This is a genomic window from Butyricimonas paravirosa (genome assembly GCF_032878955.1).
Lineage (GTDB): Bacteria > Bacteroidota > Bacteroidia > Bacteroidales > Marinifilaceae > Butyricimonas > Butyricimonas paravirosa.
On sequence record NZ_CP043839.1, the window covers coordinates 4,757,412 to 4,783,967 of the forward strand.

Consider the following 26,556-nt stretch of genomic DNA (forward strand, 5'->3'; position numbering starts at 1 on the left):
GTTTGATGGGGAAAAATATTTTGATTTTAATGTGTTTTATGAGCTTGATAGCTTGTAAAAGAGAGGCTGTTTTTGAATTGGAGGGGAATAGTGAACAAGTTCTGCGAGAACGTACCGTTGGATTAAGATATCCGACAGCTCCGGGACGTCAATACTTTCTTTCGACTCAAGCGGATTCAAGTGGTCATTTCTTGTTGACCGGAGAAATTATTCCCGGTAAAGCAGCCTCGCTTAATTTTGGTTACCAACATCTTCCCTTGTATGTTGAAAAAGAGCATTATCGGGTGATTAAAGAAAATGATAAGTATTTCGTTGTTTCCGACAGAAAAGAGTCTTTACAGAATCGGTATGTACAGTATATGCGTCGAATAGATTCATTGGATGCGACTTATAACCGATTGAGTCATGGTTATGATACTATTTTTGATATAAATCGGAAGGCTCAACTTTCAGATCAGATGAAAAGGGAGTTTGCATTACGGAATGATCAGGTTATTTCAGGTATAAAAGAATTTGCAGGAACAGAAATCGCTTTGAATATTATTAATGAGCTAATGTATCTCTGTGAGGTTGATTATCGTTTTTTTACAAAGGCGATGAAAGCATTGGGAGATTCAATTCCTGAAGGAGATTTGAAAGATAAGATAACGGAAGCTTATCGTCAAGCACAAGGGCGGCAACTCACGGGGAAAGCTCCTGTATTTCGTTTGCCTGACGTGGAGGGGAGAATGTATACATTAGAGGATTTTAAAGGGAAATATTTGTTAATTGATTTCTGGGCTTCTTGGTGCGCTCCTTGTCGAGCTAAGAATAAAGAACTTAATAAATATTATCAGGAATTAAAAGACCTAGGAGTAAATGTCGTGTCGGTTTCTTTAGATAATGACCGTAAAAAATGGGTAAAAGCAATGGAAGAAGATCAGGTCGCTTGGTTACAATTGGTAGATCTGGATGGGTTCGAGAAAAGTAAAGTTAGGGCTGATTACAAGGTGAGTGGGGTGCCAACGGTATATCTGATTGATCCTGATGGAGACGTGTTGATTACAGGGCCGAGTTTGGAAGAGATTAAAAATGCGATCAAGTAGTATATTGGTATAACAGGAAATATTTGGATTTAAAATAAAGAGTCGTCCGAGAATTTCGGGCGACTCTTGTCTGTATAAAATAAAGTCATATCTTTGCATTTAGAATGTGAAGGTGTAGAATGAATAAGGACAATGGATTATTAGCTAAACGAATTTTTCAGGGGGATGAAGAAGCGTTTAAAATTTTGTATGAAGAGTTTTTTCATACATTGCTTGCCATCGCTTGTAAATATGTGGAGAGTGAGGTGGCGAAGGATATTGTGCAGGACACTTTTTTTAAATTGTGGACTACACCTCATAAATTTTCTGCGACCACGGATTTACGTTTTTATTTGTATCGTTCCGTACAGAATCAATGTTTGAATTATATTCGGGATAAGAAAGTGGAGGATCGTTATCGTGATCGAGCGGAGGTCGTTTCTGAAGATTTCTTTTATAACACGGTATTGGAGGAGGAGATTTTTATTCGTTTGCAACAAGCCATTGAAGAACTTCCGGAGAAATATAGGAAAGTCATAAATTTGAATTTGGAGGGATTGAGTGATAAAGAAGTTGCCCTGCGTTTGGGAATATCTATTGATGCAGTTAAACAACAGAAAAAGAGGGGAAAAGAGCAGTTAAAAGAAAAACTAAATCACCCGTTCTTGCTTTTGCTAATAAATTTCTTGTAGATTTTTGTCACTTTTTATGATGTTCCGTGTCTTGTAGTAAAACACAAGAAAATATGACGGAGCAGGATAAACATATTACTTATATTGCCGATTTGATTATAGCGGAATTAACCGGGAAAATTGATGATGCCGGTCGAAATGAGCTTGAAAATTGGAAACATGAGAGTCCCGAGCATTTACGATTGTATAATCTTTATCAATCACCGGATTTTATCGCTCGCAAATTTGAATTTATCAAGGAATACAGTGCTATAGAAGCTTACCAAGAATTTGCAGGACGAGTGAAACAGGCAAAACGTCAGAAGAGAACTTTGGTATTATATCGTTATGTGGCTGCGGTGGTATTATTATTTGTGTTAGGTGGAAGTTTTTATTTTTTTCACGATACTAAAGATGAATCCATTGTTTTCGTTCAGAAAATACAACCGGGATCTTGTAAGGCGATATTGACAGAACCAGATGGGACAAAAATAGATATTTCAGACACGACGTTTCTCGCTTTTGTTCAAAAGAGTGTGATGTCAAGAAAGAATGAGGAAGAGAAAGAGGTGGGAGAAACTCTTTATCACACGATTACGATTCCCCGGGGTGGAGAATATGATTTACTATTAAGTGACGGTAGTCGTTTGAGAATGAATTCAGAATCTGAAATTCGGGTTCCGGTAACATTTGAGAAGGGACAACGGGAAGTTTTTATGAAGGGAGAAATTTATTTTGATATAGTCCGGGATTCTTTGGCTCCTTTCGTGGTTCATACCCATCAAGGTGATATTCGTGTGTTAGGGACTTCTTTTAATGTAAGGGATTATCAAGATGAAGATTTTTTAGAAACAACTTTGGTAAACGGGAAAGTTGCTTTTGAAAGGGAAGGTAATTATAGCTATTTGAAACCGGGAGAACAATTACGCTTGAATAAAGAAGATGGAAAGACAACGGTTGAGACCGTTGATGTGCTTTTGTATTGCTCGTGGAAAGATGGAAGGTTTGTTTTCGAGAAACAACGTTTAGAGGTGATCATGAACACGATTGCCCGGTGGTATAATATTAATGTGTTCTATGAGAGTTCTTCGGTGAAAGACATTTTATTCACGGGAAATATAAAACGATACGGTGATTTGGAGCAGGTTGTTAGTATGTTGAAACTTATAAATAAAATAGATATAAAGATTAAAGATAGAAATGTTTTTGTAAGAAGTAATGAATGAAAAACAGGTGATACGCCAATATCACCTGCCTAAGCCTGAAACGAGTTCAGGACAGTAACTTATCTAATTTACAAATGTATGAAAAAAAAGTTCAAATGCAAGGGCTGGTGTTCTGGCCTGAGAAAATGTTGTCTTATGATGAAATTTTTCATGTTATTTATGTTGCTTACGGTGCTTCAAGTGAATGCCGTGGTGAAGTCTCAAGAGACATTGTTAAGCGTAAATGTGACTCGTGTTTCTTTGGTGGAAGTCTTAAAGATGATTGAATCAAAAAGTGACTATACTTGCCTTTATAGTCATGAAGATGTAGTTAAAGTAGATAACTTAACGGTTGAGCTGAAAAATGTGACCGTTCAGGAAATATTGGAAGTTTGTTTAAAAGGGACGAGATTGGGGTATAAGATCGTGGACCAGACAATTGTGATCCGTAATTTGAGTGAAATGGAGCAGAGAAATGGAGAGGCAAAACAAAGAACGATCACGGGGAGAGTGACAGATAAAAGCGGGGGGCCTCTTCCGGGTGTAACAGTGATGCTCAAAGGGTTATCTGTTGGGACGGCTACAGACGTGAATGGCAGTTATAAGTTGGCTATTCCCCAAGGAGAGAAAGATTTTGTCCTTCAATTTTCTTTTGTCGGAATGAAGACACAAGAGGTGAAATATGTGGGTAAAGATACGATTAATGTGGTGCTGGAGGAGGAAGTAAATACGATGGATGAGGTTATTATTACCGGGTATCAACGTATTGATAAACGTAAAAATGCCAGTTCCGTGATCAGCGTGAAGGGATCTGAGTTACAAGAAGGTGCTGCTATTTCGATTGATAATATGTTACAGGGAAAATTGGCAGGAGTGAATATTATCAATCCGACTTCAACTCCTGGTGCAGCCCCGAAAGTACGAATCCGGGGTGCCTCTTCTATTTCTGGAAATCGGGAACCGGTCTGGGTGGTAGATGGAATTATTTTAGAAGATCCGGTGCCTATTTCTGCTGAAGAGTTGAACAGTTTGGATAACGTGAATTTGATCGGTAATGCAATTGCCAGTATTAATCCGGAAGATATTGATCGTATAGATGTTTTGAAAGATGCGTCAGCCACGGCTATATATGGAGTGAAAGCGGCTAATGGTGTGATTGTGATCACGACAAAAAAGGGTAAATATGGAAAGCCAACAGTGCATTATTCTGGTAATGTGGGAATTAGTTTGAGGCCGAGTTATAATAATTTGAATCGGATGAATTCCAAAGAAAGAATAGATGTGTCTAAGGAGATTGAAGAGAGGGGATTGACGTTCGGAATAAAACCTTCTAATATCGGTTATGAGGGAGCTCTGTATGATTTGTATGCAAAACGGATTACTCAAGAACAATTTGTGGATCGGGTGTATGATCTTGAAAAGGTGAATACTGATTGGTACGATGAGCTTTTTAGAACGGACGTGTCTCATAAACATTCATTATCAATTTCGGGAGGTTCGGAGTTTGTGAATTATTATTTTTCTGCAGGATATGCAAATACAAATGCCGTGGTGAAAGGTTCTGATGTGGAGAATTATAATGCTCTTTTGAAGTTAAATTTAGAATTGAGTAAAAGATTGAATGTCGGGTTATCTTTGAGGGCTTATGCGGCAACAAAGAAATATTTGCATGGTTCTATCGATCCATATGGTTATGCTTATAATACTTCTCGTGCGATTCCCGCTTATAATGAGGATGGATCTTATTTATTCTATAATAAAACAGAGGGTTATGAAACTATCTTGAATTATAATATCCTTAATGAACGAGATAATACCGGTCGAAAGATAAAGAATCAGACAATTGATTTCATGGTAGATGTAAATTATAAAATATTGTCAGGATTAACATTCTCCGGAGTGTTTTCTCTATCAAAAGCTAATACGAAGGATTCTGAATGGGCAAACGAGAAATCATATTATATTGCGGATTTACGGGGTGTGAATTATGGTGATGAATTGCCGACCGATCGTAATTTTGTTGAGACTAGGTGCCGTTTACCTTATGGTGGGGAATTGAAAAATGATAATACATTATCATCTACATACACGGTAAGGGCTGGATTCAATTATTTCAAAAGATTGCACGAAACGCACGAAATAGACGTGAATGTGGGATCAGAAGCTCGTTCTGTAAAATATGATGGAATATCTACTGTGCAACGTGGATATTTGCCGGATAGAGGTAAGAAATTTGTTGCTATTAATGCGGCAGAATGGCCTTTGTATAACGAATGGTTGATGGCTAATCCGGATGTGGTGGTGGATCGTTTGACTAATGTAGTTTCTTTTTATGGGACTTTTACGTATACTTATGATGACCGTTACACGGCTAATTTTAATATCCGTACCGATGGATCCAATAAATTTGGACAGGATAAGAGTACGAAATTCTTGCCAGTATGGTCTGCTGCTGTTCGTTGGAATATTCATAACGAGGTGTTCTTTCGTAATGTTCAATGGATGAATTTATTGGCATTGAAAGGATCATACGGGGTACAAGGTAATGTACATTCGGACCAGACTCCGGATCTGATCGTGTCCATGAGTGGAATGGATGATGTTTCTAAAGAATATATGTCATCTTTAAATAAACTTCAGAATCCATATTTGAAGTGGGAAAAGACAAAATCTTATAATTTAGCTTTAGAGTTTGCATTTTTGAATAATAGAATCAGTGGTTATGCTGAATATTATTTGAAAAAAGGTGAAGATCAGATTATAACCAAACGAGTTTCAATGGTTTCCGGTAAAAGAGATGTTTCAATTAACGGGGGTGATGTGGAAAATAAGGGTTGGGAATTTACGTTAAATGGAACTCCGATAAAAACGAAGGATTTTACATGGGGACTCTCTTTGAATATGTATCAGAACTATAATAAAGTAACTAGTAAAAATCAGACACAGACTTATGATTATAAAGATTATTTACAAGGAAATTTGATCATGGAGTCTAAACCTCTGGATGGTTTTTATTCCTATAAGTTTGATGGTTTGGATGAAGAGGGATTACCGAAATTTAAAGATATAGATGAGCCGGACGGGATCTCGAAAGAGGAAATGTTTGCTAAAGCATTTACTTATTCCGGGAAGCGAGTGGCTGATTTTAACGGAGGATTTTCCACTTATTTCAGTTTTAAAGGTTTTACACTGAATGCACTGTTTGCTTTCTCTGTGGGTAAAAAAGTTCGATTGAATAATTTATATGAGTCGACAGGACAGATGTTGCCTTTACCACAACAAAATATGTCGGATGAGTTTGTACACCGTTGGAGAAAAGGTGTAAATGAAAATACAAATATCCCGGCTTTGTCTGATTTGAGCTTGGCTTATTCTGATATGGAACGGAAATATACTATATCTAGTAATATGTGGGAGATGTATAATAATGCGGATCTACGAGTGGTATCAGGTGATTTCTTACGGATGAGAAATATTTCGTTGAGTTATAATTTGCCGGAACATCTTTATAAACACATCGGAGTGTCTGGGGTTAGTTTGCGTTTAGAGGCTGGGAATCTTTGGTTGTGGGCTAATAAGAAATTACGAGGCCAGGATCCGGAACAGATGACTTTGGGATCCGGAACAGTACCTCCGACGAAGAGTTTTACTTTTGGATTAAATATTTCACTTTAAAACGAGACTGTTATGAAGAAATTGATATATATAATAGTTGTAGTACTTTTCTCTTCGTGTGGAGATTTTCTGGAAGAGAGTTCTCAAGACCTAATTATTCCTAAAACGGTAAAGGACTATAGTGAATTTTTGTTTGGGGAGGGGTATATCCGAAATAATACGTCGATTCATACGTATTTGGATATTATGACGGATGATGTTGAAGAAAAAGCGAATACCTGGCCCGTTATGCAGTCAGATATTCGGGGGGATGGGTATGGTTATTTTTGTTGGCAACCGAATCCGGAGTATCGTTTTACCGGGGCGTTGAATGCGGATAATGCTTGGGAAACGTATTATAGTAAGATTCTTATTGCTAATAATGTTATTGATTTGTTGGATGATGCGGAAGGAACGCAGAGCGATAAAGATGATCTGCTAGGGGAAGCTTATTTTTTACGTGCATATTGTTATTTCATGCTAGTAAATCTGTACGGGGAACCTTACGAGAAAGAATCGGCTGATAAAGCTTTAGGTATACCCTTTAATTATGAGCATAGCGTGAGGGAACGGACATATAAACGGGAAACATTGGCACGTTCTTACGAATTGATCGAAAACGACCTGAAAAAGTCAATTCACCTTCTTGAAACCACGGATTATACGAAAACGGTTTTTCGGATATCAAAAGGTGCTGCTTATTTGCTAGCTTCCAGATTTTATTTATACAAAAAGGATTATGAACAAGCCATTTCTTATGCGGATAAAGTTTTAACGATAAATTCAGCTTTATATGATATTCGAACATTAACGGAAGAAGATTATGTGTTTACAAAAGAAAATCCTGAAATTATTTGGACGTATGGTGATTATGAAGTGAATTATCTTAGTGCTGCATATCGTGGGTGTTTTCCTGTTTCAATGGCATTTTATAATTCGTTTCATGCAAATGATGCCCGAAAACGGACTTATGTGAAAGATGATTGGGGTGATTTGATTGTTGGAAAAGGAGCTGCAAATACAGGAGTATATGGCTTTGCTTTTCGTACGGCAGAGGCCTATTTAAATCGAGCTGAGGCTAATGCGGAGTTAGGACATACGGATTTGGCCTTAGATGATATTGTACATCTTAGAAAATATCGTTTTGAGACAGAGGTGCCTATAACAGTTTCTACAAAAACGGATGTTATTCAGTTGGTTCGGCAGGAACGCCGTTTCGAGTTGTGTTTTGAGCAACATCGTTGGTTTGATCTTCGGCGCTGGGATCGGCCGAGGATAGAGCATATTTACACGACAGACGTGAACAGTTCTCAAAAAGAGAAATTCGTGCTTGAAGAAAACGATAAAGCGTATACGTTACCTTTACCTGTGGAAGTAAAAGAGTTTGACTATAATCTGGAGAATATCAATCGTCCGGAGAGAAAAGGGGTTATTGTACAATAATTAAAAGAAGAATAGGATGAGAACAAATAAATTACTATCGTTAATCATTGTATTAGGTATGGGATTTTCAGCCTGTTATGATGAGAATGACATTCATACGACGAAGGGAGATATTCCTTATGAATTGAAGGAAGGAGGGGATGCGGTCGATCAATATATTTATAAATTTTATCAAGAGAACGGATCAATTATTATGGTTGATTACGATACGATTGATTACCAGTGGAACATGAGTGGACTAGCAAAAAATGTTTATCTGACAAAACAAGAAGACCGAGTAGTTTTGATGAAGGGGTTTTCTATGTTGGAAAAGACATTTTTAAATATCTATGATATAGACTTTAAAAAGAAGTATTTTCCATTGAAATTGTTGATTGGAAAACAAGTGGGCCGGATGAATTGGGGTGTACTGGAGGATAATGCGGCCTTAGCAGGTCTTAGTTATTTGGCTTTAGGAAAAATACGGGAAGGGGTAGAGAATTTATCAGAAGAAGAGTTGAGAAGCATGCGCGAGTCAACTAACGGAGTGTTCTGGCAAGAGTATCTATTACAAAATGGTATTATTCAAGTTCCGGAGAGTTTTTATGAAGTGAGTAAAGGGTATTATCAATCGTTTTTGGAATATTTACCGGAAAATGAGGGTGTGACTGATGTGGATGTAAGAGATTATGGTTTCTGGTATAGAGATCCTTCAAATTCTTATTCATTGGTGACACCTAATAAAGAAGGTGATTTTAAAGATTTTATGGGAGTAATTCTGACGGTTCCTTATGAAGAGTTAAAACCCGTGCTAGATGCTCATAGTAAATTGAAAGATAAATATGACATCTTGGTAAATTATTTTAAAATGAAATATCAGATTGATCTTGTTGCTATTGGAAATAAACAATTTAAATAATCAAGAATGAATGTAAGGACAGGAATACTAATCTTTGCCGGTTTATTACTGGCAAAGACTAGTGAAGCTCAGTTGTTTGGCAAAAAGTTGGGAGAGTTGAGTCCCGTGACAACCAAGCAGGATTCGGCGGTGGGTGCTAGTAATTATGCCGATATTTTAAAAGATGCGGAGGTGCATGAAGGGATGTTTAAAATATTCAAGAAAAAACAGAAAGTGTATTTTGAAATACCTCAATGTTTGTTGGATAAGGAAATGTTGCTTTCTTCACGGGTAACGGCTACAAGTAATAATACCGACGTGTCGGGAGGAGAAATGCCTCTTCATCCGTTATTGGTGAAATTTACACGGGATGATGAACAAGTGTATTTACATCGGTTGAGTCCGTTGAATCAATGCGACCCGATGTCCCCGATTTATCAATCATTGCAAAGAAATAATGTCGAGCCAATAATGGAGGCTTTTAAAATCGTGTGTGAGAATGCAGATTCTACCGGAATTGTGATTGATGTTTCTTTTTTCTTTTGTTCGGACCAGAAAGAATTAAGTCCTTTTAAACCGCGAACCCCGTTGAGTTTTATTCTTGGGGAGAATCCTTTGGAGGGGAGTTTTTCTAGTGATAAATCGACGATATTAGAAGTGAAATCATTTCCTTTAAATCTGAACATTAAAAGTCGGTTAGTGTATACCGTTGATGATTATCCTTTTACAGCTATTATGACTCGTTCGATCATTCTGTTACCGGATGAGCCTATGAGACCGCGTATATCTGATGTCCGAATCGGGTACTTCCCGTTACGAAAACATATTTATACGGAAAAGGTGGACGAGTTGAAAAAAGTAGATTATATCCAACGATGGCGAATCGAGCCTAAAGATGAGGATGTGGAGCGCTATCGTAATGGAGAACTTGTGGAACCGAAGAAGCCGATCGTGTGGTACATTGATCCCGCTATTCCGGAACGATGGAGAAAATACATTAAGTTAGGGGTTGAAGATTGGCAAGCGGCCTTTGAAGAAATTGGTTTTAAGAATGCGATAGTAGCTAAAGATTATCCGGTGGATGATCCGAATTTTGATCCGGATGATATTCGTTACTCGTGTTATCGTTATATTACTACAGAAACAGCCAATTCAATGGGGCCGGCTTGGATTGATCCTCGTTCGGGAGAAATCATACAGGCTGATGTATTATTCTACCATAACGTGATAAAGTTGTTGCATAACTGGCAATTTGTTCAATTAGCTCAGGTTGACCCTAAAGTGAGGGCAAAAGTGTTTGACGAGGAAACGATGGGGCGAGCATTGCGGTATGTCGCAGCTCATGAAATTGGTCATACACTTGGATTGATGCATAATATGGGGGCATCTTATGCTTACCCGGTAGATTCTTTGCGTTCCGTGACATTTACTCGGAAATATGGAACAACTCCTTCTATCATGGATTACGCTCGTTTTAATTATGTGGCGCAACCGGGAGACGAAGGTGTAAATTTACTTCCCCCACTTTTGGGAGTTTATGATAAATACGCCATAAAATGGGGATATGCGCCTATTGCAGTAGAGAATCCAGAGGCAGAACGTCCGATTCTGAATAAATGGATACAAGAAAAGCAAGATGATCCAATGTATCATTATGGACCTCAGCAGTTTTCTTTGTTTTCGATTGTAGACCCGTCTGCTTTATCTGAATCTTTGGGTAATGATTGTATGAAAGCTAATCGTTACGGGATTGAAAACTTGAAATATATTACGAGCCATTTGTTAGAATGGACGTATGATGAAGGAGTGACTTTTGAGAAGCCAGAAGAACTTTATCGGGAAATATTCAGTCAATATAGGAGGTATATTGAACATATTCTCGTTTATTTGGGAGGTGTTTATTTGGATGCTCCGGTTATGGGTGATCAAAAGAAAGCTTATAAATTCGTAAGCAAGGAAAAACAACAGGAAGCATTAGCTTTTGTATTAGAACAATTACGGGCATTTCCAGATTGGTATTGTCAACCCGAAATAGAACGAAATTTCTCATTCGGGAATACAAAAGTGGCTGAGTATATGGGATTGGTTGTTGGTTCTTTAACGTCAAGTGGTATATTATCGAATCTTTCAGTATGGGAAAAACAGGATGGTCAAGATGCTTATACGCCAGTCGAGTATATGGATGATGTTTATAATCTGGTGATGGAACCAACGCTAAAACGTCAGGATCTTAATCATTACGAACGGGTGATGCAGTACAATTACATCTTGTCATTAATGATGGCCGAGGGAAAAGGGATCACGGGAGAGAAAGGACGACGTTCTTTGGTTGAAGGTGATCATACTGATATATGTTCTTGTTCGACAAGCCATTTGCATGAACGTATGGCTATGAGTCCAGTCGATGGTTCTGACACGAGAATAGTGGCGAATGCTGTTTATCATTATGAGTTGGAAAAAGTTTATAAATTACTAAAACGAGTAATGAATTCTGGAGACCGGGATACACGGGCACATTATCGTAATTTGTATTTCGAGGTATCGAAGTTTTTCGAGAATTAGAATAAGGACGAGATTGATTGAAAAGTTAAATTTTTGGTCAATCTCGCTAATACCATTTTCCGTTGTCTAGTCATACCTTTGAAATTTTCTTAAAATCAAGTGTATGGAACGGTTATATGTATTAATTTTTTTGATTAAAAAGGAGCAATCAGAAAAATTAGTTTCCAATGATTTCCGAGGATTTTATTGATATTACGTGTTGACGAATTTGTCGAGGAAAAGAGGTAGGTTAATATTGGCATCCAATTTATAGATAAATTTGAACAAAACATTCATTTCTGTATCAGTGTGGAGTGTTTGAAAATTAAGATTGTTAAAATTTAAGTGATTCTCATGTAAAAAGAGGGATTCGGGTGAAACATACAATATGTTTAGTCCGTATATAACACCGTAAATATTAAATATTTCACGGATTAGAGAGAAAAAGAATGAGAAGGTTATAAATTTTTATTTAAAGGGGGGATTTGATTCGTTTTTGTAAGTAAAATAATTAATTCATGTTAAATATTAAGTTAAAATCGACTTTTGAGTCACCCTTTTTGCTCCTAAAGGTGTTATATGGGTGTAAGTTCAAATTTAAGTATCAAGTATTATGTTGAAAATTGTATTAATCGTAGGTGTTTTATTATTCAATCTTGTTGGAGTGCAAGCTCACGAGAAGGAGATGGATTCATTGGATAATTTAGTGAAGAAGTTCGAGGCGAATCCTGCGGACCCCCAAACGACAATTCAACTTCTGAGAGAGTTGAAAAACCAAGGGAAGCCGAATCGTGATGTTGTGAACAGGTATTTTCAGACTCAGAAGGAGGCGGACTACTTGAAGGATTATAACTGGTCAATCATCCGGGATTACGTGGATGATGTGAATGCTCCCCAGATTAAATATTTGTTTAACAATCAGTCCAAGTTCATGCAGAACTTCTCGAAAGATGATGTGTTTCAGAAGTTGGATAACGTGTTTGTCGGTCATTTGGAACAATACTACAACAGTAACAAGATCGAGTATAACAAGTATCTGGATTTCTTGAAGAGTAGCGGTTACGAGCATTATGACGTGGTGGCTGACTATTTTTACATCAAGCAATTGCGGGCAGAGCGTAAGTCAGAAGATTATTTCTACAAAGCTAGAAAATTATTCCGTTATTTCCCCGAGAACAGGAAGATGATCAAGGAGATCACCGATGGTGCGTTGGAGATCATGAATGATGTTTCCCGTTTGAAGGTGATTCAATTGTGGGCAGGTAAAACCGTCGAGTCAAAGAAAGATTTTGATGCCCTTTATAATTATGCTTTGATCTCTAACAAATGTGGTTTTGAGGATGTTGCTAAAAGATATGCTAAGATTGCGACTTCTTTGGCAGAAGAGTCTTCTAACCAGACCATGATGGAGAAGGCAAAGAAATTGTTGCAGTTGGTAAACTAGAATTTGTAACAAAAATATAGCAGGGGGTGATCGTCATGATTACTCCCTTTTTTTGTATCTTCGCAATCTGAACAGATAAAATTGAAAATGGAAAAGAAAGGTTTGATTGTTGCCGTTGACGGCCATTCTTCTACGGGAAAAAGCACGGTATCCAAAATACTGGCTGCACGTTTGGGGTACACGTATATTGACACGGGAGCCATGTACCGGATCGTGACGTTGAAAGCAATGCGTGAAGGATTAATCCGAAACGGGAACGTGGATGATGAAAAATTGAAAGAAGTTCTTCCGACAATTATTTTCGGTTTTAAATATAACGAGGAAAAAAAACGTTATGAATCTTACATGAATGGCGAGTATGTAGAGGTGGCCATTCGCGGATTAGAGGTTTCTGATAACGTGAGTTTGATCGCCGCATTGCCTTACGTGCGGGAGTTGCTTGTTGAGAAACAACGGGAGATGGCAAAAGAGGGTGGTGTAATCATGGATGGACGGGATATTGGGAGTGTTGTGTTCCCTCACGCAGAGGTGAAATTCTTTATGACGGCAAGTCCTGAAGTACGGGCTCAACGACGTTACAAGGAACTGATCGAGAAGGGAGAACAAGTGACTTATGAAGAAGTGGAGGCGAATGTCCGGAAACGGGATTATATAGATGAACACCGGGAAACAAGTCCTTTGGTGAGAACGTCGGATGCTGTGTTGATTGATAATGGCGATATGACCGTGGAGGAAGAAGTGGAAGAGATGTTAAAGATCATTCGTTCGAAATATGAAAGTAGAAATTGACGAAAATTCCGGTTTCTGTTTTGGGGTTGTGAATGCGATTGCCAAGGCGGAGGAAGAATTGCAACATGGAAGATTGTATTGCATAGGAGATATTGTGCATAATAGTTTAGAGGTGGAGCGATTAAAACAGCTGGGATTAAGTACGATAGATCATGATGAGTTTGCCCGGTTGAAGGCGTGTCGTGTGTTGTTCCGGGCTCATGGTGAACCACCGAGTTCATACGAACTGGCAAAGAAGAACGGGATTGAGGTGATTGATGCCTCGTGTCCCGTGGTATTGAATTTGCAGAAGAAAATACGAGAGGCATACGAGGAGGTGAGAGCGAACGGGGGGCAGATCGTGATTTATGGAAAAAGAGGACATGCCGAGGTGAACGGGTTGGTTGCACAGACGAATGATGAGGCGCTGATTATCGAGCAAGAGGAAGATTTGAAATCCATCGATTTTTCCCGTCCGGTAATTCTGTTTTCCCAAACAACCAAGAGTTTGGATGGTTTCAAGCGTGTCGTGGAGTTGGTGAAGGAGAATGCGAGGGCCTCCGTGGTAGTAAACGATACAATCTGCCGTAAGGTGGCAAATCGAATCCCGCAGTTGAAAGATTTTGCGGCAAGACATGATGTGATCTTGTTTGTTAGCGGGGAAAAGAGTTCCAACGGGAAGCAACTTTTCGAGGTTTGTCGGGAGGTGAATTCCCGGACTTATTTTGTGCAGGGGGTGAAAGACCTGCGTGATGAGATGTTTGATAAAGCCGATAGTGTCGGGATCAGTGGGGCTACTTCAACACCGAGGTGGGTGATGGAAGAGATAAAGGAGGGGTTAAAAGCTAAAAACTAAAAACTAAAAGCTAAAAAAATAAATTATAGAATTGGGGGTATAGAGATTAACATTTTTAATTTCCAATTTTCAATTAAACATTGTTTTTATGGGAAAGATTAAAAAAATAGGAGTTTTAACTTCAGGAGGCGATGCTCCGGGAATGAATGCCGCTATTCGGGCGGTTGTGAGGGCCGCTATTTTTAATGGCTGTGAGGCTTATGGTATTTACGATGGATATGAGGGATTGATCGAGGGAAATATTGTGCGTATGCATTCCCATGACGTGAGTAATATTATTCAACGAGGAGGAACGATCTTAAAGACGGCTCGTAGCGAGGAATTCCGTACGCCGGAGGGACGTACGAAAGCTTACGAGAAGATGCAGGAATTGGGAATTGATGCATTGGTCGTGATTGGTGGAGATGGAACTTTTTCCGGAGCCCGGTTGTTCTGTCAAGAGCATAACGTGCATATTGTCGGGATTCCCGGTACGATAGATAATGATCTTTACGGGACGGATTACACGATTGGATATGATACGGCGGTAAACACCGTGGTGGATGCCGTGGATAAGATCCGGGATACGGCAAGTGCTCATAATCGTTTGTTCTTTATCGAGGTTATGGGACGGGATGCCGGATTTATCGCGTTACGGTCGGCCGTGGCCACGGGGGCTGAGGCTGTACTGGTTCCGGAAATCGAGACGGATTTGAATGACTTGGATCGTTACCTAGAACATGATTATAAACCTCATAAGTCAAGTGGTATCGTGATCGTGGCAGAAGGTGATAAATCAGGTGGAGCATATACGATTGCCGATCAGATCGCTAAAAAACATCCCGAATATGACGTGCGGGTAACTGTTTTAGGTCATATCCAAAGAGGAGGATCACCTTCCGCTTTTGACCGCGTGACGGCTAGCACGTTGGGAGTGGCGGCAGTGGATGCTTTGTTGGATGACCAGACCAGTATCATGGTTGGGATTATGAATAAGGATATTGTTCATGTTCCTTTTAACAAGGCTATCAAGAATTCAAAACCGTTAAATCATAATTTGTTGGACATTACGGAAGTCTTGTCTATTTAAAATCTAAAATTAATTCGTTTGTTGTACGCGGATGTCATTATCCCTCTGGGAGTGGAAAGTTTTTTTACTTATTCGGTACCGGAAGAATATGAACATTCGGTAACGGTAGGTGCGCTCGTGGTCGTTTCATTTGTTAAGAATAAACGTTACACGGGTGTTGTCTATGCGTTGCATACGAATCCGCCTGTCGGATTTGAAACAAAACCGATAGAACGAGTTATCGAGGAAGGATTCGCTCTTTCTGGTTCTCATTTGAAATTTCTATTGTGGCTCAGCGAGTATTACATGACACCACCGGGAGAGGTTATGCGTGCAGCATTACCTGTTTCGATGCGCTTGGAGAGTTATACGAGTTTGAGTTTGGTGAACGGCTGGGAAGAGCGGTTGGTAGATGAAAGTGAATTAAGCCGGGAAGAGAAGGAGATCATGGGAGTATTTCGAGAAAGAGGTGAGATATGTATGGCCGAAGTCGAAAAACTCTTGAGGAGAAAGGATGTCTATGTTGCTGTTCGAGCCTTATTGGAAAAAGAAATTATCGGAATCAAGGAGTCGGTAGATGATCTGTTCAAGCCTAAAATTGAGCGTTTGGTGAGATGGAAACGAAAGTTCACGAGTGAAGAATTGGACGGGATTCTTGATAGCTTAAAACGGGCGAGGGCTCAATACAAAATGCTGTGTGATTGGGTGTATTATAGCGACGAGCATCGAGTCGAGGGGTTGCCTAGAACGGAGTTTATTCAGCAAATCGGTAGTTCGGCCTCAGCCTTGAAAGGATTGTGTGAACGGGGCGTGTTGGAAATTGTTGTGCAGGAAGTCAGCCGTTTAGAGGTATCTAAAGGGGAAGTGGAGGATGTACACGCTTTGTCGGGGGCGCAAGAAAAGGTTTTGGGCGACATTCAAGGGTATTACAAGGAGAAGGATTGTGTCTTGTTGCAGGGTGTAACTTCTTCGGGTAAGACTGAAATATATATTCATCTGATACAAGAGACGCTAAGGCAAGGAAAACAGGTGTTGTACTTGTTGCCGGAAATTGCGTTAACGGTACAGATCGTGAAACGTCTGCGACGGGTCTTCGGGGATCAAGTCGGCGTTTATCATTCGGGTATGGCGGATAGTGCCCGGGCGGAGATGTGGCGTAAACAGAATGGTACGAATCCTTATCCCGTGGTGTTGGGTGTGCGGTCATCCGTGTTCTTGCCATATAAACAATTGGGTTTGGTCATTGTTGACGAGGAGCATGAAAGTTCTTACAAGCAAAAAGAACCGGCACCCCGCTATAACGGTCGTGATGCCGCTATAATGCTTGGAAAGATGAGTGGGGCAAAAATATTGTTGGGTTCTGCAACACCTTCTTTTGAAAGTTATCAGAATGCCCTAAGCGGGAAATATGGTTTCGTGCAACTGACAACCCGTTACGGGGAAGTGATGATGCCGGAACTGTTGTTCGTGGATATGAAGGAGTATCGTCGTAAAAAGATGATGAAAGGGAGTTTTACTCCGGTTTTGTACGAGGAAATGAAACGGGTGTTGGAGAACGGGATGCAGGTGATTTTATTCCAGAATAGACGGGGGTATTCGACTTATTTACAATGTGACCGTTGCGGTTCCATCTTGAAATGTAAACATTGCGATGTGAGTATGACTTATTATCGCTACCGGAACACGCTGAATTGTCATTATTGCGGGAGCCTGCGGGCTGTTCCGGCCGTGTGTCAGGAGTGTGGACAGGGACATTACGTGAATCGTACTCCGGGAACGGAACGGATCGAGGAAGACGTGAAACAGTATTTCCCGGAGGTCCGGATTGCCCGAATGGACTTGGATGTGATGAGTAATAAGGCAAAGTTCAGGGCTTTAATCGATGATTTTGAAAGTGGAAATTTGGATGTGCTGATCGGCACACAGATGGTTTCGAAAGGGTTGGATTTTGAACGGGTGAAACTTGTCGGGGTGATGGATGCCGATAGTTTGATGGGTTTTCCTGATTTTCGGGCAGAGGAGCGGGCTTATGATATGTTGATGCAAGTGAGTGGACGCAGTGGACGAAAAGGTGAGCGCGGAAAGGTGGTAATTCAGGTAACAGATATGCAAAGTCGAGTGTATCAGTTGGTGAGGAAGGAAAACTATAGAGAGTTTTACTCTCAGTTATCCCAAGAACGGGAAATGTTTAACTATCCCCCCTTTTCCCGGTTGATTCAGGTAGAGTTGAGGCATGTGGATGAGGTGGTTTTGAGAAATGCCGCAAACGAGTTAGCTAGATTGCTGCGGGAACGCTTGGAACGTAGGGTATGTGGCCCGGCAGAACCGGATGTGTCCCGGGTTAGAAAAATGTATCGGATACAAATTCTGATAAAGGCGGAACAAGGTCTTTCCCTGTCAAAATTGAAAGCTTTCTTAAAGCAGAAAAGTGATGAATTGGTGAAAACTCCCATTGGTAAGGGAGTGCGTATTTATTTCGATGTTGACCCGTTATAATTAGGTTGTATTTTGTCGCTAGTATCGGACGTTGAGCATGATTTATTTCTTATCTTTGTTTGGAACGAAGGCCGTTCCGACTGTTTCGTCGAAAAATAGTATAGGTTATTGTTAAGTCGTAAAACCTTGATTTTTGCTTACTTTTTGAGAGTGGTCTGTTAACAAGTGTGTCATGAGAAAAGGTGAAATGTTAAAAAATAGGCCATATCTTAGTAATGTTCTGCATTTTAAGAGGAGATTAGAAATTATTTGGGAAAACCTTAAAATTTGTTTTAACATTATTTAGTGTCTTTGATTTTAACATTTGGCGGAATAATCTCTATTTTTGGAAAAACAGAAAACGGTGAAGATATAGATTCTCTTTTTGAGGAGATTGAAACCGAAGTGGAATATTTACGTTAGACAAAGTAGTAATATAAATCAATATAAAAATCAATGATATGAATACGGTTGATATCAAAGCATTGAATGAGCGCATACAGCAAGAGAGTTCTTTTGTGGATATGATTAGTATGGAGATGAACAAAGTGATCGTCGGACAGAAGCACTTGGTAGAAGGACTGATGATCGGTATGCTTTCTAATGGACATATTTTGTTGGAGGGAGTTCCCGGTTTGGCGAAAACCTTGGCGATAAATACACTAGCACATATTATTAATGCTAAATTCAGTCGAATCCAGTTTACCCCGGATTTGTTACCGGCTGACGTTGTCGGTACGATGATTTATTCTCAGAAAAGAGAAGAGTTCGTGGTGAAGAAAGGACCGATTTTCGCTAACTTTATTCTGGCGGATGAGATTAACCGAGCCCCGGCGAAAGTGCAATCGGCCTTGTTGGAGGCGATGCAGGAGCGTCAGGTGACTATCGGGGATATGACTTACAAGTTGGAAGAACCATTCTTGGTGATGGCAACCCAGAATCCGATCGAGCAGGAAGGTACTTATCCTCTTCCCGAGGCTCAGGTTGACCGTTTCATGTTGAAAGTGGTGATTGATTACCCGAAAAAAGACGAAGAAAAATTGATCGTTCGTCAGAATTTGGAGAAAATTTATCCCCAGTCTAACACGATCCTACAACCGGAAGATATTCTGCGGGCTCGTGAGGTGGTGAAGGAGGTTTACCTAGACGAGAAGATCGAGAAATATATTGTTGATATCGTTTTTGCAACACGTTACCCGCAAGAGCATGGCTTGGAAAAATTCGTTTCCATGATTGCTTACGGGGCATCTCCTCGTGCTAGTATCAGTTTGGCCAAAGCAGCACAAGCGTACGCTTTTATTAAACGTCGCGGATATGTAATCCCGGAAGATGTTCGTGCTGTTTGTCACGACGTTTTGCGTCATCGTATCGGTTTGAGCTACGAGGCTGAAGCGAATAACTTGACCAGCGAGGATATTATCAGTGAAATTTTGAACACGGTAGAGGTACCTTAGTGATTGAAGACCGATTAATTTACGATTTGTGAATTACGATTTACGTTTAAAAAAGCATTGATTTGCGGTCGGAAATCATAAATCTAGAATCATAAATTAAAGAGGGTTGGAATTTAAAATCTAAAATTTTTAAATCTAAAATTAACTAAGGTGGAGACTTCAGATTTATTAAAACGTGTCAGGCAGATTGAGATAAAGACTCGGGGGTTATCGAGTAATATCTTTGCGGGGGAGTATCACACGGCTTTTAAAGGTCGGGGAATGACGTTTAGCGAGGTGCGGGCCTATCAATACGGGGATGACATCCGAAGTATTGACTGGAACGTGACCGCTCGTTATAACCATCCTTACGTGAAGATATTCGAGGAAGAACGTGAGTTGACCGTGATGTTGTTGATTGACGTGAGTGCCTCGCGTAATTTCGGTACGGTGTCGAAACTGAAAAAGAATCAGATTACCGAGATTGCGGCCGTGTTGGCTTTCTCTGCCATTCAGAACAACGATAAGATTGGCGTGATCTTCTTTTCTGACCGGATCGAGAAATTTATTCCGCCGAAGAAAGGACGGACACATATTTTGCATATCATCCGGGAATTGGTGGATTTTTATCCGGAACACAAGGAAACGAATATCTCTGTGGCGTTGCAATATCTGACAAATGCGATCAAGAAACGGTGTACTTGTTTCCTGATTTCCGATTTCATGGATGATCACGATTTCGAACACCCGTTGATTATTGCCAATAAGAAACATGACGTGGTGGCTTTGCAATTGTACGATCGTAGAGAGAAAATATTGCCTCCTGTCGGGTTGATGTACTTGACGGATGCGGAGACGGGAGAAAGTGTTTGGGTGGATACATCCGACAAGAAAGTCCGGGACGAGTTCGAAGCGTATGGCATCGAACGAGACAAGGAACTGGATCGGATATTCAAACATGCCGGTGTCGACATGGCATCTATCAGCGCTGATGAAGATTACGTGAGGTCATTGATCACGTTATTCAAGAGAAGAGGGGCTGGATATTAATTGAACATTGAAAATGGAGAATTAAAATGAAAAATAGAATTATTCTATTCGTAATTATCCTACTAGGTTGTGTCAGTGCTTTGAAAGCACAAAATCGGGAATATAGTGCCGAGATTGACACAAACTATATCATGATCGGGGATCAGATTCATTTCCGGATGAAAGTGAAGGCTGAACCGGGTGTGAAAGTGGCATTCCCTCAACTGAAGGACACGATAGCACAAGGAATCGAGATTATATCCGGGCCAGTTCGAGATTCTATCATGGAAAAGGACGGACGGGTACTCGTGCAGGAAAGTTACGTGATAACTTCTTTTGATTCGGGCGTGTTCGTGATTCCGCCAATGCCTATCGAAATTCAACAGGAAAGTTATAATAACACGCTCAGGACCGATCCGTTGCACTTGATCGTGAATACTTTCGTGGTTGATCAGCAGAAAGGAAATTACGATATTGTAATGCCTTTGGCTGCCCCGTGGACATTTGCCGAGATATTACCTTACTTGTTATGGACATTGTTGGGAATCGTGGTGATTCTTCTGGTTGTCTGGATTATCAAAGTTCGGAAATCCCGTAAGAGTCTTTTCCATCACGAAAAACCGGCAATCCCTCCGTACGTGTTGGCCATGAAGGCTTTGGAGGAGATCAAGAAGGAGAAGTTATGGCAGAGTGGAAAGACCAAAGAGTATTACACGCAATTAACTGACACGATCCGGAATTATTTGGATGGAGAATTGGGTATCTCAGCGATGGAACAGACTTCTTTCGAGACTTTGAAGGCTTTGGAGAAATGTGAGCAGGTAGGTGCAAAGCAACGGGATAAGTTGGCAGATATGTTTGAAACGGCTGATTTCGTGAAGTTTGCTAAAGCGGAACCGTTGCAGGATGAGAACGTACGGAATTTGGATATTGCCTATGATTTTGTACAGGAAACTAATGATACAATTCGAGCCGAGCATGAGAAAGAACGTCTGGAGCAGGAGTTGAAAGAGCAACAGGAGCGGGAGGCGAGAGAGAAGGCGGAAAAGGAAGAGAAGGAAACCGGAGAGGAGAAAGATAACGGAAATTAATTTATGATTTATGATTTACGATTTATGATTTGTTTGCAATCAAAACCTTAAATCAAGAAATTAAATAGAATCTAAAATAGAAGATATGTTTGGATATGAATTTGCAAATCCCGAGTACTTTTGGTTGTTGTTGGTGCTGATACCAATGATTATCTGGTACATATTCAAGGAGAAACGCTCGCATGCTGATTTGAAGTTTTCTTCAATCCGGGTGTTCAAGCAAATGAAACGGGGTAGCCGGATCTGGTTACGTCATTTGTTGTTTGCAGCTCGGGTTTTGGCCATTCTATTTTTGGTTCTGGCATTGGCTAGACCGCAATCCAGCACGAGTTGGCAGACCTATAACAGCGAGGGTATTGATATTATGCTGGCATTGGATATTTCCGGTAGTATGTTGGCACGAGATTTTACTCCTGATCGACTGGAGGCAGCCAAGGAGGTTGCGACTAAGTTTATATTGGAGCGTCCTCAGGATCGTATCGGGCTGGTTGTTTTTAGCGGGGAAAGTTTCACGCAAAGTCCTTTGACGACGGATCAAGCCGTGTTAGTCAACGTGATGAAGGATATTCATAGCGGGATGATTGAAGATGGAACAGCTATTGGCCTCGGGTTGGCAAATGCGGTAAATCGTTTGAAGGACAGCAAGGCGAAATCCAAGGTGATCATTCTTTTGACGGATGGAGTCAACAACCGGGGAGCGATTGCACCAATGACGGCTGCAGAATTGGCAAAAACTTTTGGTATCCGGGTTTATACGATCGGTGTCGGGTCTTTGGGTGAGGCTCCTTATCCCGTGCAAACGCCCTTTGGGATGCAATTACAGCGAATGCCGGTTGAGATAGATGAAGATATATTGACCCAGATTGCTGACATGACAGGCGGTAAATATTTCCGGGCAACAGATAACAAAAAACTGGAGCAAATTTATCAGGAGATTGATCAATTGGAGAAGAGTAAAGTAGAAGTCAAACATTTCAGTCGTAAGAACGAGCAGTATTTCTATTTTGCTTTGATCGGGGCTTTGTTATTAATTGTGGAGGCGTTAGGGCGATACACGTTGTTGAGGAAAATTCCATAATTGTAAGTTTTAAATCTTAGATTGTGAATTGATGCAATCCGGAATTTAAAATCTAGAATCATTAAATTTAAAATTAAAAGGGTTATGTTTAGATTTGCACATCCTGAATTATTATACTTGCTGATTATCATACCATTGTTGATTATTTTTTACGTGGTAGCAAGGATTCGGAAGAAAAAAGCGATTGCTGAATTCGGGAGTCCCGAATTACTGTCAACACTGATGCCTTTGCAATCTTATAAGCGGGAGACATTAAAATTTATACTTGTTCTGGTAGCTTTGTTTTTCGTCATTCTTGGGGTTGCAGGTCCTCAGTTCGGGTCAAAATTGCAACAAGTAAAAAAAGAGGGCGTGGAGTTAATTATCGCGTTGGATGTGTCAAATTCCATGATGGCGCAGGATATAAAGCCCAGCCGGTTGGATGCGGCGAAACAGGCCATTTCCCGAATGGTGGAAAAATTAAGTGATGATAAAGTGGGATTGATTGTGTTTGCAGGGGATGCTTACGTGCAATTGCCGATCACGACGGATTATTCTTCGGCTAAATTATTCCTATCTGGAATCAATACCGATATTGTCCCGATACAGGGTACGGCGATAGGAACGGCAATAGATTTGGCTGCGAAGTCGTTTACCCCGGACACGGAGGCATCGAAAGCGATTATCGTGATCACGGATGGTGAAAACCATCAGGACGATGCGATTGCCGCGGCTAAAGCTGCCCGGGAAAAAGGTATCTACGTACACACGATCGGGATGGGATTGGCACAAGGAGGACCGATCCCGGAGAAGGGAAATCCCGGACAATACATGAGAGACGGGAGTGGTAACCCGATTATATCCAAGTTGGACGAGGAAACATTGAAAGAGATTGCCAAGGCCGGAGAGGGAATATTCGTGCGGGCAAGTAATTCGAACGTGGGATTAAACACCTTGTTGGACGAGATTGATCGTATGGACAAGACATTGTTGGAAGAACGGGTATTCAGTGATTATGCTGAAAAATACCAGTATTTCCTGATCATGGCATTGATATTCGTGTTGCTGGATTTCATGGTATTGGGACGTAAAAACAAGAATTTCTTGAAGATCAATATATTTGGAAGTGAGACGAAAAGTGTTGGAACGAATCGGTAAATTTTAAACGAGACATTATGGTGAAGATATTGATAACGATGATAGCAGCTGTAGTTATAAGTTTACCATCGGCTGCGCAACAGGAACGAAAATTTATTCGGGGCGGGAATGATCTGTTTAATAAACAGGATTTTGAGAAGGCTGAAGTGGAGTATCGTAAGGCTTTGGATGCGGAAGTGAAATCATACGAGGGTGCGTTTAATCTGGGAGATGCGCTTTATAAACAGAAAAAGTTTGACGAGGCATTACAACAATTCCAATCGTTGGCACAGAATGAAAAAGACAAGGAAAAATTAGGAGAGTTGTATCACAACATCGGAAATACTCTTTTGGCCATGAACAAGTTGGATGAGAGTATCGAGGCTTATAAACAGTCGTTGAGAAACCGTCCGAATTCCCAAGAGACAAAGTATAACCTGGAGTTTGCCCGCAAGCAGAAACAGGATCAACAAAATCAAGATCAAAATAAGGACCAGAATAAGGACCAGCAGGATCAAAATAAAGATCAACAGAATCAAGATCAGAACAAAGATCAGAATAAGGACGAGAATAAAGATCAAAACAAGGATCAAAACAAGGACCAGCAAGATCAGAATAAGGATCAACAAGATAAAGATAAACAGGATCAAGATCAGAAAGATCAACAGAATAAAGACCAGCAAAACAAGGATCAGCAGAATAAGGATCAACAACAGCAGGACCAACAGGCCCAGCCTAAAATCTCTAAAGAGGATGCCAAACGCTTGTTAGAGGCTTTGGAGGCAGATGAAAAGAAAACACAGGAAAAGGTACAGAAAGATAAAGTTCAAGCTCAAAAGGCAAAGAAGATGAAGATTGAGAAAAACTGGTAACTTTGTACGTTTTTCCATAGAGATAATAAAGAATTAAAAGATAAACAAATGAAGTCATTCATTATCATATTGCTATTATGCGTTATTGGTGGGGCTAAGTTATTTGCCCAAAAGACAGAATTTATCGCATCCGCGCCTTCCGTTGTGGAAGTCGGGGAGCAATTCCGTCTTTCCTTCGTGTTGAACAACAAGGGGGAGAACTTACAGGTTCCCACGATAAAAGGGTTTGATTTACTGGCAGGACCGTCATTGAGTACGTCTTCTAACATCACGATTATCAATGGCGATATGAAACAAAATCAAGAGTACACGTACACTTATATTTTGGAAGGACAGGAAGAAGGAGAGTTTACGATCGAGCCGGCCACGATCACCGTGGATGGTAAAGAGTATAAGTCCCAGCCCTTGAAGATAAAAGTGATTAAAGGTTCCGGGAAACCTCGGAATAATACCCAAAGTTCTGGGGATGTTTCTGAGAACCGGGGAAGTACTTCGATTACGGATGATGATTTGTTCCTGCGAATGGATGTGAGCCGCAACACGCTTTACGTGGGTGAGAGTTTGACTGCCACGTTGAAAGTATATGCTCGGGTAAATCTGGTCGATGTGCAGGGGAAAAAGATCCCGCCTTTTGACGGGTTCCTGACAGAAGACGTGAAGATTCCCCAGATTCATTTGGAACGTGAGGAATATAACGGGAAAATATATGATCGGGTAGGCGTGTTACAAAAAACGATTCTTTTCCCGCAACATGCCGGGACGTTGACGATAGAGCCTTACGAGTTGTATTGTCTTGTTCGCCAACGGGTGGGGAGTCGTGGTGGTAGTATCTTTGATGACTTTTTCGGGAATTCCCGTGATGTCCGGGTACTCTGCAAGAGCAAACCCGTGAAGATTACCGTGAAACCTTTACCAGAGGCCGGAAAGCCGTTAGGATTTAGCGGTATGGTGGGAACCCTTGCCATGACAACCTCTATGTCAACAGATACCTTGAAAGCGAATGACGCGTTGACGTACAAGGTGGTGTTACGCGGGAATGGAAACATGAAATTGTTAGAGGCTCCGAAAATCACTTTCCCGCATGATTTTGACGTGTACGATCCGAAAGTGACCAGGGATATAAGCGGAACGTCCGGAACCGTCACTTTTGAATATCTCGTGATTCCTCGTTATGCGGGGGATTACAAGATTCCAGCCGTGCAATATTCCTATTTTGACCCGCAAGCCGGGGCTTATAAGATGTTGAAGGGAAAGGAGTATTCTGTTCGGGTTGAAAAGGGAAATGAATCCAGTCAAGGATCCGGGGAGGCAGCCTTACAGTCGTTCAAGAAAGAAGATGTCAGGATGTTGGGACAGGATATTCGCTACATCAAGACACACAAGAACGATCTCCGTCCGAAGGGAGTGTTGTATTTCGCCACAATGGAATACTGGTTGAGTTTCTTGATTCCTTTTGTACTTTTCGTGGTCGGGATGATTCTTAATCGTCGCCGGATCAAGGCAAATGCCGATTTGGTACGGGTGAAGAGTAAAACGGCGAACAAAATGGCTCAGAAACGTTTGCGGGCAGCCTCTGTCGCGATGAAAGCCGGAAACTCCGAGCTATTCTATCAAGAGACATTGAACGCTTTGTGGGGATATGTTAGTTATAAATTGAACATAGCTGCATCAGAATTGAATCGGGACAATATCAGTGATCACCTGACTCGTCGGGGGGCAGACGCGACGTTAATTCAGAGCTTTATCGAGGTGCTCGATCATTGCGAGTACGCTCGTTATGCCCCGGGTGCTAATCAAGGAGAAGAGATGGATAACGTGTACAAGGATAGTATATCTATTATCACGAAATTGGATAAAGCGATCTGAAAGCTAAAAGTTAGAAGCTAAAAAC

19 protein-coding genes are annotated in these 26,556 nt (G+C 40.6%); all 19 read left to right on the plus strand.

The window, feature by feature from the left end; translation table 11 throughout:
- Window positions 1–5: 5 nt before the first annotated feature.
- Complete coding sequence (locus F1644_RS19145) at window positions 6–1,085, plus strand: TlpA family protein disulfide reductase (protein ID WP_158571881.1); 1,080 nt, start codon at window positions 6–8, stop codon at window positions 1,083–1,085.
- 119 nt (window positions 1,086–1,204) lie between these two features.
- Window positions 1,205–1,756 carry an RNA polymerase sigma factor gene (locus F1644_RS19150; protein WP_118304920.1) on the plus strand — a complete coding sequence of 184 codons (552 nt, stop codon included), beginning with the start codon at window positions 1,205–1,207 and terminating at the stop codon, window positions 1,754–1,756.
- 53 nt (window positions 1,757–1,809) lie between these two features.
- On the plus strand, window positions 1,810–2,961 hold the full coding sequence (locus F1644_RS19155) for a FecR family protein (RefSeq protein ID WP_118304921.1): 1,152 nt from the start codon (window positions 1,810–1,812) through the stop codon (window positions 2,959–2,961).
- A gap of 135 nt (window positions 2,962–3,096) precedes the next feature.
- Window positions 3,097–6,615: a SusC/RagA family TonB-linked outer membrane protein gene (locus F1644_RS19160; RefSeq protein WP_158571880.1), complete on the plus strand. Its 3,519-nt coding sequence runs from the start codon at window positions 3,097–3,099 to the stop codon at window positions 6,613–6,615.
- 12 nt (window positions 6,616–6,627) lie between these two features.
- A complete protein-coding gene (locus F1644_RS19165) occupies window positions 6,628–8,037 on the plus strand; it encodes a RagB/SusD family nutrient uptake outer membrane protein (protein ID WP_118304923.1) in 1,410 nt (469 codons plus the stop codon).
- 16 nt (window positions 8,038–8,053) lie between these two features.
- Window positions 8,054–8,935 carry a zinc-binding metallopeptidase gene (locus F1644_RS19170; RefSeq protein ID WP_118304924.1) on the plus strand — a complete coding sequence of 294 codons (882 nt, stop codon included), beginning with the start codon at window positions 8,054–8,056 and terminating at the stop codon, window positions 8,933–8,935.
- Window positions 8,936–8,941: 6 nt separating this feature from the next.
- Window positions 8,942–11,476 (plus strand): zinc-dependent metalloprotease, encoded by a 2,535-nt coding sequence (locus tag F1644_RS19175; RefSeq protein ID WP_118304925.1) that lies wholly within the window; start codon window positions 8,942–8,944, stop codon window positions 11,474–11,476.
- A gap of 592 nt (window positions 11,477–12,068) precedes the next feature.
- The gene (locus F1644_RS19180; RefSeq protein WP_087421808.1) at window positions 12,069–12,899 is read left to right on the plus strand and encodes a hypothetical protein; all 831 of its coding nucleotides are present in this window, start codon (window positions 12,069–12,071) and stop codon (window positions 12,897–12,899) included.
- A gap of 87 nt (window positions 12,900–12,986) precedes the next feature.
- Entirely contained in the window at window positions 12,987–13,688 is a 702-nt protein-coding gene (cmk, locus tag F1644_RS19185; protein ID WP_118304926.1) for a (d)CMP kinase, read from the plus strand.
- Entirely contained in the window at window positions 13,672–14,523 is an 852-nt protein-coding gene (locus tag F1644_RS19190; protein WP_118304927.1) for a 4-hydroxy-3-methylbut-2-enyl diphosphate reductase, read from the plus strand. The genes cmk and F1644_RS19190 overlap by 17 nt, the downstream gene beginning before the upstream one ends.
- An 88-nt stretch (window positions 14,524–14,611) precedes the next feature.
- Window positions 14,612–15,592 carry a 6-phosphofructokinase gene (pfkA, locus tag F1644_RS19195; RefSeq protein ID WP_087421811.1) on the plus strand — a complete coding sequence of 327 codons (981 nt, stop codon included), beginning with the start codon at window positions 14,612–14,614 and terminating at the stop codon, window positions 15,590–15,592.
- Window positions 15,593–15,610: 18 nt separating this feature from the next.
- Window positions 15,611–18,067 (plus strand): replication restart helicase PriA, encoded by a 2,457-nt coding sequence (gene priA / locus F1644_RS19200; RefSeq protein ID WP_118304928.1) that lies wholly within the window; start codon window positions 15,611–15,613, stop codon window positions 18,065–18,067.
- A 440-nt stretch (window positions 18,068–18,507) separates the two neighbouring features.
- The gene (locus F1644_RS19205) at window positions 18,508–19,500 is read left to right on the plus strand and encodes an AAA family ATPase (protein ID WP_027199954.1); all 993 of its coding nucleotides are present in this window, start codon (window positions 18,508–18,510) and stop codon (window positions 19,498–19,500) included.
- 150 nt (window positions 19,501–19,650) lie between these two features.
- Entirely contained in the window at window positions 19,651–20,529 is an 879-nt protein-coding gene (locus F1644_RS19210) for a DUF58 domain-containing protein (RefSeq protein WP_087421813.1), read from the plus strand.
- A gap of 26 nt (window positions 20,530–20,555) precedes the next feature.
- Entirely contained in the window at window positions 20,556–21,599 is a 1,044-nt protein-coding gene (locus F1644_RS19215) for a hypothetical protein (RefSeq protein WP_118304929.1), read from the plus strand.
- A gap of 85 nt (window positions 21,600–21,684) precedes the next feature.
- Entirely contained in the window at window positions 21,685–22,677 is a 993-nt protein-coding gene (locus F1644_RS19220) for a vWA domain-containing protein (protein ID WP_118304930.1), read from the plus strand.
- A gap of 84 nt (window positions 22,678–22,761) precedes the next feature.
- Window positions 22,762–23,814 (plus strand): VWA domain-containing protein, encoded by a 1,053-nt coding sequence (locus F1644_RS19225; protein WP_118304931.1) that lies wholly within the window; start codon window positions 22,762–22,764, stop codon window positions 23,812–23,814.
- Window positions 23,815–23,831: 17 nt separating this feature from the next.
- Entirely contained in the window at window positions 23,832–24,665 is an 834-nt protein-coding gene (locus tag F1644_RS19230; RefSeq protein ID WP_118304932.1) for a tetratricopeptide repeat protein, read from the plus strand.
- A 48-nt stretch (window positions 24,666–24,713) separates the two neighbouring features.
- Window positions 24,714–26,531, plus strand: coding sequence for a BatD family protein (locus tag F1644_RS19235; RefSeq protein ID WP_118304933.1), 1,818 nt, complete (start codon window positions 24,714–24,716; stop codon window positions 26,529–26,531).
- Window positions 26,532–26,556: the final 25 nt, after the last annotated feature.

What these genes read in the sequence shown, in the direction of transcription:
- pfkA (WP_087421811.1), top strand. Translation starts at nt 14,612, where the DNA reads ATGGGAAAGATTAAAAAAATAGGAGTTTTAACTTCAGGAGGCGATGCT.
- F1644_RS19215 (WP_118304929.1), top strand. Translation starts at nt 20,556, where the DNA reads ATGAAAAATAGAATTATTCTATTCGTAATTATCCTACTAGGTTGTGTC.
- F1644_RS19145 (WP_158571881.1), top strand. Translation starts at nt 6, where the DNA reads ATGGGGAAAAATATTTTGATTTTAATGTGTTTTATGAGCTTGATAGCT.
- F1644_RS19230 (WP_118304932.1), top strand. Translation starts at nt 23,832, where the DNA reads ATGGTGAAGATATTGATAACGATGATAGCAGCTGTAGTTATAAGTTTA.
- F1644_RS19220 (WP_118304930.1), top strand. Translation starts at nt 21,685, where the DNA reads ATGTTTGGATATGAATTTGCAAATCCCGAGTACTTTTGGTTGTTGTTG.
- F1644_RS19225 (WP_118304931.1), top strand. Translation starts at nt 22,762, where the DNA reads ATGTTTAGATTTGCACATCCTGAATTATTATACTTGCTGATTATCATA.
- F1644_RS19235 (WP_118304933.1), top strand. Translation starts at nt 24,714, where the DNA reads ATGAAGTCATTCATTATCATATTGCTATTATGCGTTATTGGTGGGGCT.
- F1644_RS19165 (WP_118304923.1), top strand. Translation starts at nt 6,628, where the DNA reads ATGAAGAAATTGATATATATAATAGTTGTAGTACTTTTCTCTTCGTGT.
- F1644_RS19170 (WP_118304924.1), top strand. Translation starts at nt 8,054, where the DNA reads ATGAGAACAAATAAATTACTATCGTTAATCATTGTATTAGGTATGGGA.
- F1644_RS19175 (WP_118304925.1), top strand. Translation starts at nt 8,942, where the DNA reads ATGAATGTAAGGACAGGAATACTAATCTTTGCCGGTTTATTACTGGCA.
- F1644_RS19150 (WP_118304920.1), top strand. Translation starts at nt 1,205, where the DNA reads ATGAATAAGGACAATGGATTATTAGCTAAACGAATTTTTCAGGGGGAT.
- F1644_RS19190 (WP_118304927.1), top strand. Translation starts at nt 13,672, where the DNA reads ATGAAAGTAGAAATTGACGAAAATTCCGGTTTCTGTTTTGGGGTTGTG.
- F1644_RS19155 (WP_118304921.1), top strand. Translation starts at nt 1,810, where the DNA reads ATGACGGAGCAGGATAAACATATTACTTATATTGCCGATTTGATTATA.
- cmk (WP_118304926.1), top strand. Translation starts at nt 12,987, where the DNA reads ATGGAAAAGAAAGGTTTGATTGTTGCCGTTGACGGCCATTCTTCTACG.
- F1644_RS19160 (WP_158571880.1), top strand. Translation starts at nt 3,097, where the DNA reads ATGATGAAATTTTTCATGTTATTTATGTTGCTTACGGTGCTTCAAGTG.
- F1644_RS19180 (WP_087421808.1), top strand. Translation starts at nt 12,069, where the DNA reads ATGTTGAAAATTGTATTAATCGTAGGTGTTTTATTATTCAATCTTGTT.
- F1644_RS19205 (WP_027199954.1), top strand. Translation starts at nt 18,508, where the DNA reads ATGAATACGGTTGATATCAAAGCATTGAATGAGCGCATACAGCAAGAG.